Below are 13395 nucleotides of genomic sequence, written 5' to 3'. Positions count from 1 at the left end.
CTTCACCGACAGAATCGCCCCCATGAAGATGTCTGCGCTTCTGTCCCGTAACACCGCTCGGCCCGGCTTGATCGGCACCGCCCGGGTTGATCGGAATATCGACCGACTGCTGCGCAGGGTGTGTCCCGGTGACATCGTGGTCCTCGATGCGCTGGACCTGGACCGCATTACCGCAGACGCGCTGGTGGAATCCGGTGTGGCCGCCGTCGTCAACGCTTCGTCGTCGGTCTCGGGCCGCTATCCCAACCTGGGCCCCGAGGTGTTGGTCAACAACGGCGTCACCCTCATCGACGAGACCGGGCCGGAGATCTTCAAGAAGGTCAAGGACGGGTCCAAGGTCCGCCTCTACGAGGGCGGCGTGTACTCGGGTGACCGGCGGCTGATCCGCGGCACCGAGCGCACCGATCATGACATTGCCGATCTGATGCGGGAGGCCAAGAGCGGACTGGCTGCCCACCTGGAGGCGTTCGCCGGCAACACAATTGAGTTCATCCGCAGCGAAAGCCCGTTGTTGATCGACGGAATCGGCATTCCCGATATCGACGTCGACATGCGCCGCCGGCACGTGGTGATCGTCGCCGAAGAGCCGAGCGCCGCCGATGATCTGAAGTCTTTGAAGCCGTTCATCAAGGAGTACCAGCCTGTTCTGGTCGGTGTCGGCACCGGCGCTGACGTGTTGCGCAAGGCGGGCTACCGGCCGCAGCTCATCGTCGGCGACCCCGACCAGATCAGCACCGAGGTGCTCAAGTGCGGTGCCCAGGTGGTGTTGCCCGCCGATGCGGACGGCCACGCCCCGGGGCTCGAGCGGATCCAGGATCTCGGGGTCGGTGCGATGACATTTCCCGCCGCCGGCTCGGCCACCGATCTGGCGCTGCTGCTAGCCGATCACCACGGCGCGGCGCTGCTGGTCACCGCCGGTCACAACGCCAACATCGAGACGTTCTTCGACCGCACCCGGGTGCAGAGCAACCCGTCGACCTTCCTGACCCGGCTGCGGGTGGGGGAGAAGCTGGTTGACGCCAAAGCCGTCGCAACGCTGTACCGCAACCACATTTCGGCCGGGGCGATTGCGTTGTTGGCCCTGACGATGCTGATCGCCATCATCGTTGTCTTGTGGGTGTCACGCACCGATGGGGTGGTGGTGCACTGGATCGTCGACTACTGGAACCGCTTCTCCCTTTGGGTGCAGCACCTGGTCACCTAACTTTTCGAGGACGGTGCTTCTATGATCTCGTTACGCCAACACGCGATCTCGCTGGCGGCTGTCTTTCTGGCACTGGCGATCGGGGTGGTGCTGGGTTCGGGCTTCTTCTCGGACACCTTGCTGTCGAGTCTGCGTAACGAGAAGCGCGATCTCTATACGCATATCGGCACTCTCAATGATCAGTGCAACGCTCTCAACGAGAAACTTAGCGCAGCAAACGATTTCGATAATCAGATGCTGGGCCGCATCGTCCATGACGCTCTTGCCGGGAAATCGGTGATCATCTTCCGGACTCCGGATGCCAGTGACGACGACGTCGCCGCGGTGACAAAGATCGTCGCGCAGGCCGGGGGCTCGGTGCCCGGAACCGTGTCGCTGACCCAGGAGTTCGTCGAAGCCAACTCCGCGGAGAAGCTGCGCTCGGTGGTGGACTCGACCGTCCTGCCGCCCGGCACGCAACTGAGCACCAAGCTCGTCGACCAGGGATCGCAGGCCGGGGACTTGCTCGGGATCGCCCTGCTGACCAGTGCCAAACCGGACCCGGCGGCGGGCCCGGGAGTGGACGACGCCCAGCGCGACACCGTGCTGGGCGCCCTGCGGGAAACCGGCTTCATCACCTATCAGCCCAGCGATCACATCGGCGCAGCAAACGCCGCCATCGTGATCACCGGCGGCGCGCTGCCCGCCGATGCCGGCAACCAGGGCGCCAGCGTGGCGCGATTCGCCGCGGCGCTGGCGCCGCACGGGTCCGGCACCGTGCTCGCCGGTCGGGACGGCTCCTCGACCGGCGCCGCGGCCGTCGCGGTGGCCCGGGCCGATGCCGGGATGGCGGCCACCATCAGCACGGTCGACGATGTAGACGCTGCCCCCGGGCGGATCACCACGATCCTTGCCCTGCACGATCTCATCAACGGCGGTCATCCGGGGCAGTACGGCACCGGCCACGGTGCGACGTCGGTCACGGTCGCTCAGTAACTCCACTCGGGCGTGTTATCCGCGGGCTGGCGCTGCGGATGTTAGGGTGGGTTTCCGTGGGTCGGCAGGCCTAGCTGGTTGCGGCTAGGAATGTCCGAAGAATTCAAACCCTGCCCGTCTTCACGGAGGTCGCTCACTTGCGTAGGCATCCGCAAACCGCTACTAAGCACCTCTTCGTCAGCGGTGGTGTCGCTTCTTCACTCGGCAAAGGACTGACGGCAAGCAGCCTCGGTCAGTTGCTGACCGCCCGCGGTCTGCGGGTGACCATGCAGAAGCTCGACCCGTATCTCAATGTCGATCCGGGCACCATGAACCCGTTCCAGCACGGTGAAGTCTTCGTCACCGAAGACGGCGCCGAAACCGACCTCGACGTCGGCCACTATGAGCGATTCCTGGATCGAGACCTGTCCGGGTCGGCGAATGTCACCACCGGGCAGGTCTATTCGACGGTGATCGCCAAGGAGCGCCGTGGCGAGTACCTCGGCGACACGGTTCAGGTGATCCCGCACATCACCGACGAGATCAAGCGGCGCATCATGGCGATGGCCGAGCCCAACGCGGACGGCCGCCGCCCCGATGTCGTCATCACCGAAATCGGCGGCACGGTAGGCGATATCGAATCTCAGCCATTCCTCGAGGCCGCCCGCCAGGTGCGCCACGACCTGGGGCGCGAGAACGTCTTCTTTCTCCATGTGTCGTTGGTCCCGTACCTGGCCCCCTCGGGGGAGCTCAAGACCAAGCCGACCCAGCACTCGGTGGCCGCACTGCGCAGCATCGGTATCACTCCGGACGCACTCATCCTGCGCTGTGACCGTGATGTTCCCGAAGCGCTTAAGAACAAGATCGCCCTGATGTGCGACGTGGACATCGACGGCATCATCTCCACCCCGGACGCGCCCTCGATCTACGACATCCCCAAGGTGTTGCATCGCGAGGAACTCGACGCGTTCGTGGTGCGCCGGCTCAACCTGCCCTTCCGCGACGTCGACTGGACCGAGTGGGACGACTTGCTGCGCCGGGTGCACGAACCAAAGGAAACGGTTCGAATTGCTCTGGTGGGTAAATACGTTGAGCTTTCCGACGCTTACCTGTCGGTCATCGAGGCAATACGGGCCGGCGGATTCAAACATCGGGCCAAGGTCGAAATCAGCTGGGTGGGCTCCGACGACTGCCAGACCGACGGCGGCGTCGCCAGCGCCTTGGGCGACGTCCACGGGGTACTGATTCCCGGCGGGTTCGGTATCCGGGGCATCGAGGGCAAGATCAGCGCCATCAGCTACGCGCGGTCGCGCGGTTTGCCGGTGTTCGGGCTCTGCCTGGGGCTGCAGTGCATTGTGATCGAAGCCGCCCGTTCGGTGGGGCTGACCGAGGCCAATTCGGCCGAGTTCGAACCCGGTACACCCGACCCGGTGATCTCCACGATGGCCGATCAGGAACACATCGTGTCCGGCCAGGCCGATCTGGGCGGCACCATGCGGCTCGGTGCCTATCCCGCCGTATTGGAATCGGGTTCCATTGTGGCCGAGGCATATCAATCGACCAAGGTGTCCGAACGGCACCGGCACCGCTACGAGGTCAACAATGCCTACCGGGAGCGGATTGCCGAAAGTGGGCTGCGCTTCTCGGGGACCTCACCTGACGGCCACTTGGTGGAGTTCGTCGAATATCCGCCCGAGCAACACCCGTTCGTGGTGGGCACCCAGGCTCACCCCGAGCTGAAGAGCCGGCCTACCCGGCCGCATCCGCTGTTCGCCGCGTTCGTCAAGGCGGCTATCGACTACAAAGAGGGCGAGCTGCTGCCGGTGGAGATGCCCGAGCGGGTTTCCAACGGCGCTGAGGGGCGCGATCAGGTCGGGCAGTCGATACCTGAGCCCGCAAACCGTGGCTGAGCACGACTTCGAGACGATCTCGTCCGAAACCTTATATACGGGGGCCATTTTCGCGCTGCGTCGAGATCGGGTGCGGATGCCCGGTGACACCACTGCCGTGCGTGAAGTCATCGAGCATTACGGAGCGGTTGCCATCGTCGCGATGGATGACAACGGCAATATCCCGATGGTCTACCAGTACCGCCACGCGTTCGGGCGGCGGCTGCTGGAACTTCCCGCCGGGCTGCGCGATGCCGCGGGAGAACCCTCCCATGTCACCGCGGCGCGAGAACTGCATGAGGAGGCGGGTCTGCAGGCCGAGCACTGGCAGGTGCTCATCGACCTGGACTCCGCGCCCGGATTCAGCGACGAGTCGGTGCGGGTCTATCTGGCCACCGGGCTCAGCGAAGTCGAGCAGCCCGAGGGGCATCACGAAGAAGCCGATATGACGGTGCGGTGGTTTCCCCTCACCGAGGCGGTGAGCAAGGTGTTCACCGGCGAGATCGTCAACGCCATCGCGGTGGCCGGCGTCTTGGCCGCCCACTCCATCTCCACCGGGCTGGCCCAGCCGCGCCCGCTGGACAGTCCCTGGATCGACAGACCGACGGCGTTCATGGCGCGGAAGAACTCGCGGTGAGCACCCTGACCCTGGACACGCAGTTGCAGGGTTATCTCGACCATTTAGCGATCGAACGTGGCGTTGCCGCCAACACGTTGAGCTCCTACCGGCGGGACCTGCGCCGCTACTCCAAGCACCTCGAAGATCGGGGGATCACCGATTTAGCCAAGGTGGGCGAGGACGATGTGAGCGAGTTCCTGGTCGCCCTGCGACGGGGAGATCCCGAATCCGGAGTGCTCGGGCTGTCGGCGGTGTCGGCGGCCCGAGCGCTGATTGCGGTGCGCGGGTTGCATCGGTTCGCGGCCGCGGAGGGACTGGCCGCGCTGGATGTGGCGCGCGCCGTGCGTCCGCCCACACCGGGCCGAAGGCTGCCCAAGAGTCTGACCATCGATGAGGTGCTGGCCCTGCTCGAAGGTGCCGGTGGCGACAATCCGGCGGACGGCCCGCTGACGCTGCGCAACCGGGCATTGCTGGAGCTGTTGTATTCCACCGGGTCTCGGATCTCCGAGGCGGTCGGACTCGATGTCGACGATATCGATACGCAGGCCAGGACGGTGTTGTTACAGGGCAAGGGCGGTAAGCAGCGGCTGGTGCCGGTGGGGCGTCCCGCGGTACAAGCCTTGGACGCCTATCTGGTGCGCGGACGTCCGGAGCTCGCCCGCCGTGGCCGCGGCACCCCGGCGATTTTCCTCAACGCGCGCGGCGGTCGCCTGTCGCGCCAAAGCGCTTGGAAGGTGTTGCAGGATGCGGCCGAACGTGCCGGCATCACCTCGGGGGTATCGCCGCACATGCTGCGCCATTCGTTTGCGACTCATCTGCTGGAAGGCGGCGCGGATGTCCGGGTGGTGCAGGAGCTTCTGGATCATGCCTCGGTGACAACGACGCAGATCTACACGCTGGTCACCGTGCACGCGCTGCGCGAAGTGTGGGCGGGCGCGCACCCCCGGGCCACCTAGCGCCAGTCACCCCAAGTAGTCGGATTCGAGCACCAGATCCGATACCAGGGTCTGGTACTCGAGGTGGGTCTTGTGCTCGGTGGTGTCCCATAGCGTGCCCTGATGGTGCCGCATGTATTCGTGGTACTCGGGAGCGCCGGGCACCTTGACGTTGTCGGCCACCACGATCGAGCCCCGATGCAGCCACTCCCGGTCCAGGATGCTTTGCAGGTCGTCGAGGTAGGCCTTCTTGTCGTGATCGACAAAGACGAAATCGAGCGCACCGGGGGCGAATCCGTGCTCGGTCGCGAGTGCGTCCAGGGTGCGTCCGCCGTCGCCAATGGTGCCCACGACACATGTCACGCGATCGGCAACGCCGGCATGAGCCCAGATCTGCCGGGCGTTGGCGGCGTTGGCTTCGGCGAGTTCGACGGAGTACACCTTGGCCTGCGGTGCGGCCCGCGCGATCCGCAGCGCGCCATACCCGCAGTAGGTACCCAGCTCCAGCGCCAGTGCCGGATCGGCGCGCCGCACCGCGGCATCGAGTAGTAGTCCCTTCTCGTCGCCGACGTTGACCAGGATGGACTTTTCGTAGGCGAACTTGTCGATGGTGGCCAGCACGTCGTCGATATCGCCGGCGCGGGCATGCGCGAGCACATAGTCGACAGCCGCGGCCTCGCGGCCGTCGCCGACCTGGCCCGTTCTGAGCAGGGTGCGAAATGCCAGCGCCAGGCGCAATACCGACCACCGCAACGGAGCGAAGCGTGCGTTGAGCCTCATCGAGTCCACGCTACCGCTTTCGTGGGCCAGTTGATTTCGTCACATCGCGCGCCATTTGACCAGGCACGTTCGACCTGCGCGGTGTTAGCATCAATTGTTTGGAAAAGCTAGTTTGACACGCCAAATTTTCAAGAAATTGTCGAACAAGTGAGCACGGCTATGAATCGCGATCGCGCCAGATCCGAGGCAACCGCAGGCCAGCGCTGCGGTCTGTGGCTCAGCGGCGCCCGGGGGTCGGTGGCAACTACGTCGATCGTCGGTTTGTATGCGCTGAGCGCGGGTCTGGTATCTGAAACCGGTTGTGTGACTTCGAATGCCGACTTTGCCGACGTGCCGCTGCCGAACTACTCCGATTTTGTGGTGGGCGGACGAGACCTGTCCACCACCTCGTTGGTCAAACGCGCGGAAACCCTGGTTGAAGCCGGACTTCTGCCGCACCAGGTGGTGGCCACACTCTCCGATCGGTTGGCAGCCGCCGACGACGAGATCGTGGGTCCTTCTTGTGTGGCCACGCCGGATCCCTGCAGTGCGGGTGCGAGCACCCAAGCCGAACTGATCGACCGGCTCTGCGATGCGATGGCCTCGTTCGTTTCGCGTCATGGTTTGGATGGTTTGGTTGTCATCGATGTCGCGTCGACCCAGCCGCCGGTTGCCGATCTACCGGAGTATCGCGACCCGCAACTGTTGCGTCTGGCGCTGGGCGAGAAGAACCGAGCGCTGCTGCCGGCGAGTGCGCTGACGGCGCTGGCCGCGATACGTACCGGTGCCGCCTATGCCTGTTTCACGCCGTCGCCGTCTTTGGGTATCCCCGCGCTGCGCCAACTCGCTGCCGAGGCTGACATCAGCTACGCGGGTCAGGATGCCAAGACAGGCCAGACCTTGCTGCGCACGGTGTTGGCGCCGATGTTTGCCAGCCGCGCGATGAACGTTCACTCATGGGCCGGGTCGAACTTGCTGGGGGGCGGTGACGGCGCCACCTTGGCCGACCCGGTCGCGGTGCAGTCCAAGCTCGCCAGCAAGCAGCGCGGCATCCAGCAGATGCTCGGCGGCCATGTCACCGCTCCGCTGCACATCGACTACGTGCCCGATCTGGGGGAAACCAAGGTTGCGTGGGACTTCATCCATGCAACGGGATTTCTGGGCGGCCAGATCACGCTGTAAACTACCTGGTCTGCACCGGATTCCGCGTTGGCTGCGCCGCTGGTTCTCGACGTGGCACGACTTCTGTCGATGGCCCGAATGCGAGGCGCGCAGGGCGTGGTGGGGGAGCTCGGCTTCTTTTTCAAGGAGCCGTGGGGATCCTCGACGCACTCCCTGGCGGCGCAGTACGAAGCACTGCACCAGTGGGCCAACTCCTTCTCGACACCGGATTCAGCTGAGCTGTGAAACCCAAGGCGTACCTCGACCTGATGAGGGCGCCTGCTGCACTTACCGTTCTCGGTGACAGCGTCGTTGGCGCGATGTGGTCAGGACGCCCGTTGGGAGGACGGCGCCTGGCGCTACCGCTGGCATCCGCCCTGTTGTATTGGAGCGGGATGGCGCAAGCGTGACGCCGTTGAGCGTCCCGAGCGTCCGATTCCCTCCGGCGACGTGTCACCCGCGGCGGCGCTGTCGGCGGCCACCATCTTGGCCGCCGCCGGAGTCGCCGCGGCGGCGGCGGCGGGAGGCCGCCGGGGCCTGGCCGCCGCGGGCCGCATCACGCTGTGTGTGGTGGCCTACGACGTGGCTGCCAAGGACACCGCGGCCGGGCCCCTGGTGATGTCGGGCTGCCGGTTCTTCGATGTCATGCTTGGCGCCGCCCCACATTATCGCCGCGCCCTGATTCCCGCCTCGGTCATCGGCCTACACACCACCGCGATCACGGTGCTATCCCGCAGCGAGGTAACGGGATCCGACCGCCGCATGCCGGCTCTGGTAGGAGGTGCCGCTGCGGCGGTGGCGACATCGGCCGTTGCCGCCACAGCCGATGGGCCAGCTGGATACCGCGTGGCGCTGCCGGTTGCGGTCTACTCCTGGGCATTCGGGCCCGGGTTGTGGAACGCGTGGCAGCAACCCACCGCTGAGGCGATTCGCAGCGCGGTACGTAGCGGAATCGCCTCGATGATCGCGGTACAGGCCATGCTGGCCGCGCGCTCACCGCGGTCGCGCACCATGCTTGCGCTGTGCGGTCTTGCTATTGGCCTGCGGCTGAAAGTTTCTGCGCCGAAACCCACCGAGGTGACCTGATGCACGTTGGCTACAACACCAATAGCTTGGCTGATCATCCGATTGCTGAAGCGCTTGCTTTGATCGCCGAAGAGGGTTACAGCGCCGTCGCCTTGACCGTTGGCTATCCGCACGTGCGGCCTATGGACTCCGATCTCGGCGCGCAACTCGATGCACTGGGTTGCCTGCTGGACACATACGGATTGACGGTGGCAATCGAGACGGGCGCCCGCTATCTGCTGGATCCGCACAACAAACACAAACCGTCACTGGTCGATGTCGCCGCGCAGCCGCGCATCGAGTTCTTACAGCGGGCAATCGATATCGCTGCCGAACTGGGGGCAACCTGCGTATCGCTATGGTCAGGATATTCGGTCAGCTACAGTGACGCCGCCACCACGCGTGACCTCTTGCTCAGCAGGCTCTCTCGCCTGGTGGAGTACGCAGACCGCAAGTCGGTCATGCTGGGCTTCGAGCCCGAACCGGGCATGTTTGTGGAAACCGCCCAACAGGCGCTGGGGCTGTGCAGCGAGTTGGGTGATCCTGCGCGACTTGGCATCACGCTCGACGTCGGACACTGCGTGATGACCGAGCCCGCCGGGGCCGAGGCGGCAATCGCGGAACTGGGGGACAAGCTGGTCAACGTCCACCTGGACGACATGACACCGCTCAAACATGAACACCTCGAATTCGGTTACGGCGCACTGGATCTAGGTGCGGTGATGGACGCTCTGCAGGTCGCGGGCTTCGCCGGGGTGGCTTCCGTCGAGCTGCCCCGACACGCCCATGACGCACCCAAGGTGGCGCGCCGCAGCATGAATTCGATCAAGCTTGCCCAGCTGCCCCTGCAGGTTTGCACGTGGATCGCGGAGGCCGCCGCGGTGCTACGGCGGGACCCCGAGAAGGTTCTGGAGCTCTTCTCCGGCGCGCAGTGCCAGATGCCGGCCTCCTCGGATGAGGCTACTGTCTTGGCGCGCGGGCGACTGGTTGCCACTCTGGTGGCCGAAACCCCGGACGTCACCGCGGGCCCGCTGATCGACAAGTTATACCGGTGGGGCGATAGCGACGAGCGCCTCGGCGTCTTCTGCGGTCTCGAGACTGCGGCATCGGAGGAGACGCTGGGGCCCGACGCGACCAGGGTCGGTGTGGGCCTCGCCGAAGATGCCCTGCGGTGCAACGATCCGCGCCTGGTCGCCGCGGCGCTCGGCGGGTTCGGCGCCCGATTCCTGGCCCAGCACAGGTGGCGTGACGGAGTGATGAAGTTGGTCTTCATGGGTGTCCCACTGCGCGGCGTATCGGGCTTGCGCAGTCGCGCTGACACCGAGTTGGGTCGCATGGCTACGGATTACGCAAGTGAACGCGCTGCGGCCGGCCGAATGATCCCGGCCGATGCCCAGCTGCTGCAACGATTGTGTGCTACCGAAGCGGAGGCTTTGAAGTGAGGATCTTCGACCCGCACATCCACATGACATCACGCACCACAGACGACTATGAAGCGATGCATCGAGCGGGTGTGCGCGCGGTCGTCGAACCGGCCTTCTGGCTGGGGCAACCTCGCACCGGCCCGTCCTCATTCATCGACTATTTCGACAGCCTCATCGGCTGGGAACGCTACCGGGCATCACAGTTCGGGATTGCCCACAACTGCACCATCGCGCTCAATCCCAAGGAAGCCAACGACAGTCGATGTCGGGAGGTGCTTGATCAGATCCCGCGGTACCTGTCGAAGAGTGGGGTTGTTGCCGTCGGTGAGATCGGCTACGACTCGATGACCCCGGAGGAAACGGCGGTATTCGAGACACAGTTGGAGATGGCGGCCGAACGTGGTCTTCCTGCGCTCGTTCACACTCCTCACCGCGACAAGCTCGGCGGCACTTTGGCCAGCATCGAAGTGGCCGATCGGGTAGGGATCGACCCTGGCCTGGTACTGCTGGACCACCTCAATGAGGTGACCATTGAACCCGCGCGCGACAGCGGTTGTTGGATGGGCTTCTCCATCTATCCGGATACCAAGATGGACGAAGCACGGATGGTCGTGCTGATGCAGCGGTTTGGACTGGACCGGATGATCGTCAACTCAGCCGCGGATTGGGGGCGATCCGATCCGCTCAAGACGGCCAAGACCGCGCAGGCGATGCTGACCGCGGGCTTCACCGACGACGACGTCGACCGGGTGCTGTGGCGCAATCCCGTCGAGTTCTACAGCCAGAGCGGACAGCTTCGCTTGCTCAGTGATGAGCAGGAGGCGGCGTTTGCCGGCAACACCATCAATCGTGGGGAAAAGCCGTGATGTTGTCCTACTGCAGCAATGTTGTTGCAGCGGAGAACATATCAGCACTAGAACAGCGGCTGGCAACGGTGTTTGCGCCGGCACGCGAACTCGCCGGCGTCGAAACGCTGGGCGTGGGGCTATGGTTACCCGCCCGCACCATGGCCGGCCTGGCCGATGACCCCGCCGCGCGCCGTCGGCTGGCGGCGATTCTGGCGCACCATGGGCTCGCTGTGGTGACCATGAATGCCTTTCCCTATGGCTCCTTCCACGGAACCTCGGTGAAGCACGCCGTGTATCGGCCGGATTGGACGACGCCAGAACGCATTGCCTACACGCGCTGCTGTGCCGAGGTGCTCAGCGAGCTACTCGGCGACACGGACCATGGCACCATTTCGACGCTGCCGTTGGGCTGGGCTGAGCAGTGGAGCGATGAGTCCGAAGCGGCGGCGCTGCGCAACTTGTCGGCGCTCGGCGATGAGCTGCGGCAAATCGAAGAGCACACCGGGCGCCGGATCCGGTTGGCTATCGAACCAGAGCCGGGCTGCGTCATCGGATCTTGTCGGGACGCAATCGAGTGGTTTGGCCGGGCCAACCTGGACCCCCGATACCTGGGTCTGTGCTTGGACACCTGCCACCTGGCCGTGATGCACGAGACCCCGGGCGAGGTAGTGAGCGGGCTGGCCGGAATCGGAGTCGAGGTGGTAAAGATCCAGGCATCCAACGCAATCCAGATTGATGACCTCGCAGACGAGCGTGTGGGGCAAGCCTTTGCCGAGTTGTCGGGGTCGCCGTACCTGCACCAGGTCAACGGTGTCACCGGTGATGGGCAACCGTGGTTTCGTGATGACCTTTCGTTCGCGGACCCGTCGATACCAAGATCGGGTAGTGCCAGGGTGCACTACCACGTTCCGCTTCATCTCGACCCGCCCGCGCCGCTGCGCACCACCTCACACATCCTGGCCGAGGTGATGACCATGTTCAGTAACGGGACGCTGTCAGGGAGGGCCGACGTGGAGGTCGAGACCTATACCTGGGAGGTGCTTCCGGCGTCGCTTCGCAAAGCCAGCCTGGCCGAAGACATCGCCGGCGAGATCGGCTGGCTTGACCAGCTTTTGCGGGTAGGGGATCCGGCGTGACTCAACGGGTACTGCTGATCAACGTGGTGGGGCTCACCGAGCCGCTGCTGCCGAACATGCCCAATCTCGCCGCGTTGGCGGCTCGGGGTGCGATGCGCCATCTGGACCCGGTGTTTCCGGCGGTCACCTGTTCGGTGCAGTCGTCGATGGTCACCGGCTTGATGCCCAATCAGCATGGAATTGTCGGCAACGGCTGGTACTTCCGTGAACTGGGCGAAGTTCTGCTGTGGCGCCAGAGCAATAAGCTGGTTGCGGGGGAGAAGATTTGGGAGACCGCGGCCAGTCGTTTCACTGGATACACTTCGGCGAACGTCGGGTGGTGGTATGCGATGAATGCCAGCAACGATGTGATCGTGACGCCGCGGCCGGTGTATCACCAGGATGGACGCAAGTCCCCGGATTGCTATGTCGTCCCGTCGGACCTGCACGACATCTTGACCGACAAGCTGGGGATGTTTCCGCTGTTCCAGTATTGGGGTCCGACCGCCAACATCACGTCGTCACGCTGGCTGGTGGATGCGTCGATAGAGATTCTGCAGCGCTATTCACCCACCTTGCTCACCGCCTATATTCCGCATCTGGACTACGACTTTCAACGCTACGGCCCGCACTCGGCCGCCGCGAGCACAGCGGCAGCCGATGTCGACACGGCGTTGGGGCCATTGCTGGGCTACGCCGCGGAGCATGACCTGACGACCATCGTCGTCTCCGAGTACGGGATCTCTGCGGCGCAGCGGCCGGTGGACATCAATCGGATGCTCAGGACCGAGGGGTATCTGAGGGTCTACACCCAGCAGGGCCGCGAGTACCTGGATTCTTGGACCTCGCGAGCTTTTGCGGTGGCCGACCATCAAGCGGCGCACGTGTATGTGCGCGATGAGTCCGATATCGCCACAGTGGCCAGCCTGATCAAACGGCTGGACGGGGTGGACGACGTGCTGGATCGAAGCAAGCAGCAGGCGTGGTCGATTGATCACCCCCGGGCCGGAGAGTTGGTGGCTGTCGCCGAACCTGCGGCGTGGTTTACCTACTACTACTGGCTCGATGATGATCGGGCCCCGGAGTTCGCGCCCTGCGTGGACATTCACCGCAAGCCTGGCTATGACCCCGCCGAGCTGTTGATGAACCCCGATGATCGGGCCGCCAAGGCCAAGGCTGCCGCCGCACTCGCCAAGAAGTGGCTGGGGCTTCGCTACACCATGAACGTCATCGCCCTCAACGGTGCCGCGGTGGGAGGCACCCACGGAAGACTTCCCGACTCTGATGAGGAACGGCCCGTGATCATCACGTCTGCCCCGGAACTGTTGGCGGCCACGTCGGGGTGGCTGCCGGTAACCGCCATCCGCGACCTCGTTCTCAACGCCCATGATTCGTAGATACTCGGCCGTGCCAAACGCGTAT

Annotated in this window: 11 protein-coding genes and 1 pseudogene; 11 read left to right on the top strand and 1 reads right to left on the bottom strand. The window is 64.6% G+C overall.

Annotated features, from left to right (window positions below; all coding sequences use genetic code 11):
• The first annotated feature begins 22 nt into the window (after positions 1 to 22).
• The 5 genes from steA (at position 23) to xerD (ending at position 5622) form a co-directional block, all read left to right on the top strand.
• Positions 23 to 1204 (top strand): putative cytokinetic ring protein SteA, encoded by a 1182-nt coding sequence (gene steA, locus MMSP_RS16905; protein ID WP_012394242.1) that lies wholly within the window; start codon positions 23 to 25, stop codon positions 1202 to 1204.
• A gap of 21 nt (positions 1205 to 1225) precedes the next feature.
• Positions 1226 to 2179 carry a copper transporter gene (locus MMSP_RS16900; RefSeq protein ID WP_020787620.1) on the top strand — a complete coding sequence of 318 codons (954 nt, stop codon included), beginning with the start codon at positions 1226 to 1228 and terminating at the stop codon, positions 2177 to 2179.
• 137 nt (positions 2180 to 2316) lie between these two features.
• The gene (locus MMSP_RS16895; RefSeq protein WP_015355929.1) at positions 2317 to 4068 is read left to right on the top strand and encodes a CTP synthase; all 1752 of its coding nucleotides are present in this window, start codon (positions 2317 to 2319) and stop codon (positions 4066 to 4068) included.
• Positions 4061 to 4684, top strand: a complete 624-nt coding sequence (locus MMSP_RS16890) for an NUDIX hydrolase (protein ID WP_011739798.1) — start codon at positions 4061 to 4063, stop codon at positions 4682 to 4684. Before MMSP_RS16895 ends, MMSP_RS16890 begins: the two co-directional genes overlap by 8 nt.
• Positions 4681 to 5622: a site-specific tyrosine recombinase XerD gene (gene xerD, locus MMSP_RS16885; RefSeq protein ID WP_020787619.1), complete on the top strand. Its 942-nt coding sequence runs from the start codon at positions 4681 to 4683 to the stop codon at positions 5620 to 5622. Before MMSP_RS16890 ends, xerD begins: the two co-directional genes overlap by 4 nt.
• Before the next feature lie 6 nt (positions 5623 to 5628).
• Here the strand turns inward: xerD and MMSP_RS16880 are convergent, their stop codons facing one another.
• Positions 5629 to 6381 carry an O-methyltransferase gene (locus MMSP_RS16880; protein WP_020787618.1) on the bottom strand — a complete coding sequence of 251 codons (753 nt, stop codon included), beginning with the start codon at positions 6379 to 6381 and terminating at the stop codon, positions 5629 to 5631.
• A 159-nt stretch (positions 6382 to 6540) separates the two neighbouring features.
• Here MMSP_RS16880 and MMSP_RS16875 point away from each other — a divergent pair.
• From MMSP_RS16875 to MMSP_RS16850, 6 genes and pseudogenes are all read left to right on the top strand, one after another.
• Positions 6541 to 7767, top strand: a pseudogene (locus MMSP_RS16875) (inositol-3-phosphate synthase).
• A 54-nt stretch (positions 7768 to 7821) separates the two neighbouring features.
• A complete protein-coding gene (locus MMSP_RS16870; protein ID WP_235065781.1) occupies positions 7822 to 8607 on the top strand; it encodes a transferase in 786 nt (261 codons plus the stop codon).
• Complete coding sequence (locus MMSP_RS16865) at positions 8607 to 10028, top strand: EboA domain-containing protein (RefSeq protein ID WP_020787614.1); 1422 nt, start codon at positions 8607 to 8609, stop codon at positions 10026 to 10028. Before MMSP_RS16870 ends, MMSP_RS16865 begins: the two co-directional genes overlap by 1 nt.
• Entirely contained in the window at positions 10025 to 10876 is an 852-nt protein-coding gene (locus MMSP_RS16860) for a TatD family hydrolase (protein WP_015355924.1), read from the top strand. Before MMSP_RS16865 ends, MMSP_RS16860 begins: the two co-directional genes overlap by 4 nt.
• A complete protein-coding gene (gene eboE, locus MMSP_RS16855; protein WP_020787613.1) occupies positions 10876 to 11994 on the top strand; it encodes a metabolite traffic protein EboE in 1119 nt (372 codons plus the stop codon). Before MMSP_RS16860 ends, eboE begins: the two co-directional genes overlap by 1 nt.
• On the top strand, positions 11991 to 13370 hold the full coding sequence (locus MMSP_RS16850; RefSeq protein WP_020787612.1) for an alkaline phosphatase family protein: 1380 nt from the start codon (positions 11991 to 11993) through the stop codon (positions 13368 to 13370). Before eboE ends, MMSP_RS16850 begins: the two co-directional genes overlap by 4 nt.
• Positions 13371 to 13395: the final 25 nt, after the last annotated feature.

Origin of the sequence: Mycobacterium sp. 012931, assembly GCF_000419295.1 — a bacterium.
Lineage (GTDB): Bacteria > Actinomycetota > Actinomycetes > Mycobacteriales > Mycobacteriaceae > Mycobacterium > Mycobacterium marinum.
The sequence above is the reverse complement of the archived record's forward strand: the minus strand, read 5'-3'. Positions and strand labels throughout refer to the sequence as shown.

Bases quoted from the DNA above. Each gene is read 5' to 3' on its own strand.
- steA (WP_012394242.1), top strand. From the start codon at position 23: ATGAAGATGTCTGCGCTTCTGTCCCGTAACACCGCTCGGCCCGGCTTG.
- MMSP_RS16900 (WP_020787620.1), top strand. From the start codon at position 1,226: ATGATCTCGTTACGCCAACACGCGATCTCGCTGGCGGCTGTCTTTCTG.
- MMSP_RS16880 (WP_020787618.1), bottom strand. From the start codon at position 6,381: ATGAGGCTCAACGCACGCTTCGCTCCGTTGCGGTGGTCGGTATTGCGC.
- MMSP_RS16865 (WP_020787614.1), top strand. From the start codon at position 8,607: ATGCACGTTGGCTACAACACCAATAGCTTGGCTGATCATCCGATTGCT.
- eboE (WP_020787613.1), top strand. From the start codon at position 10,876: ATGTTGTCCTACTGCAGCAATGTTGTTGCAGCGGAGAACATATCAGCA.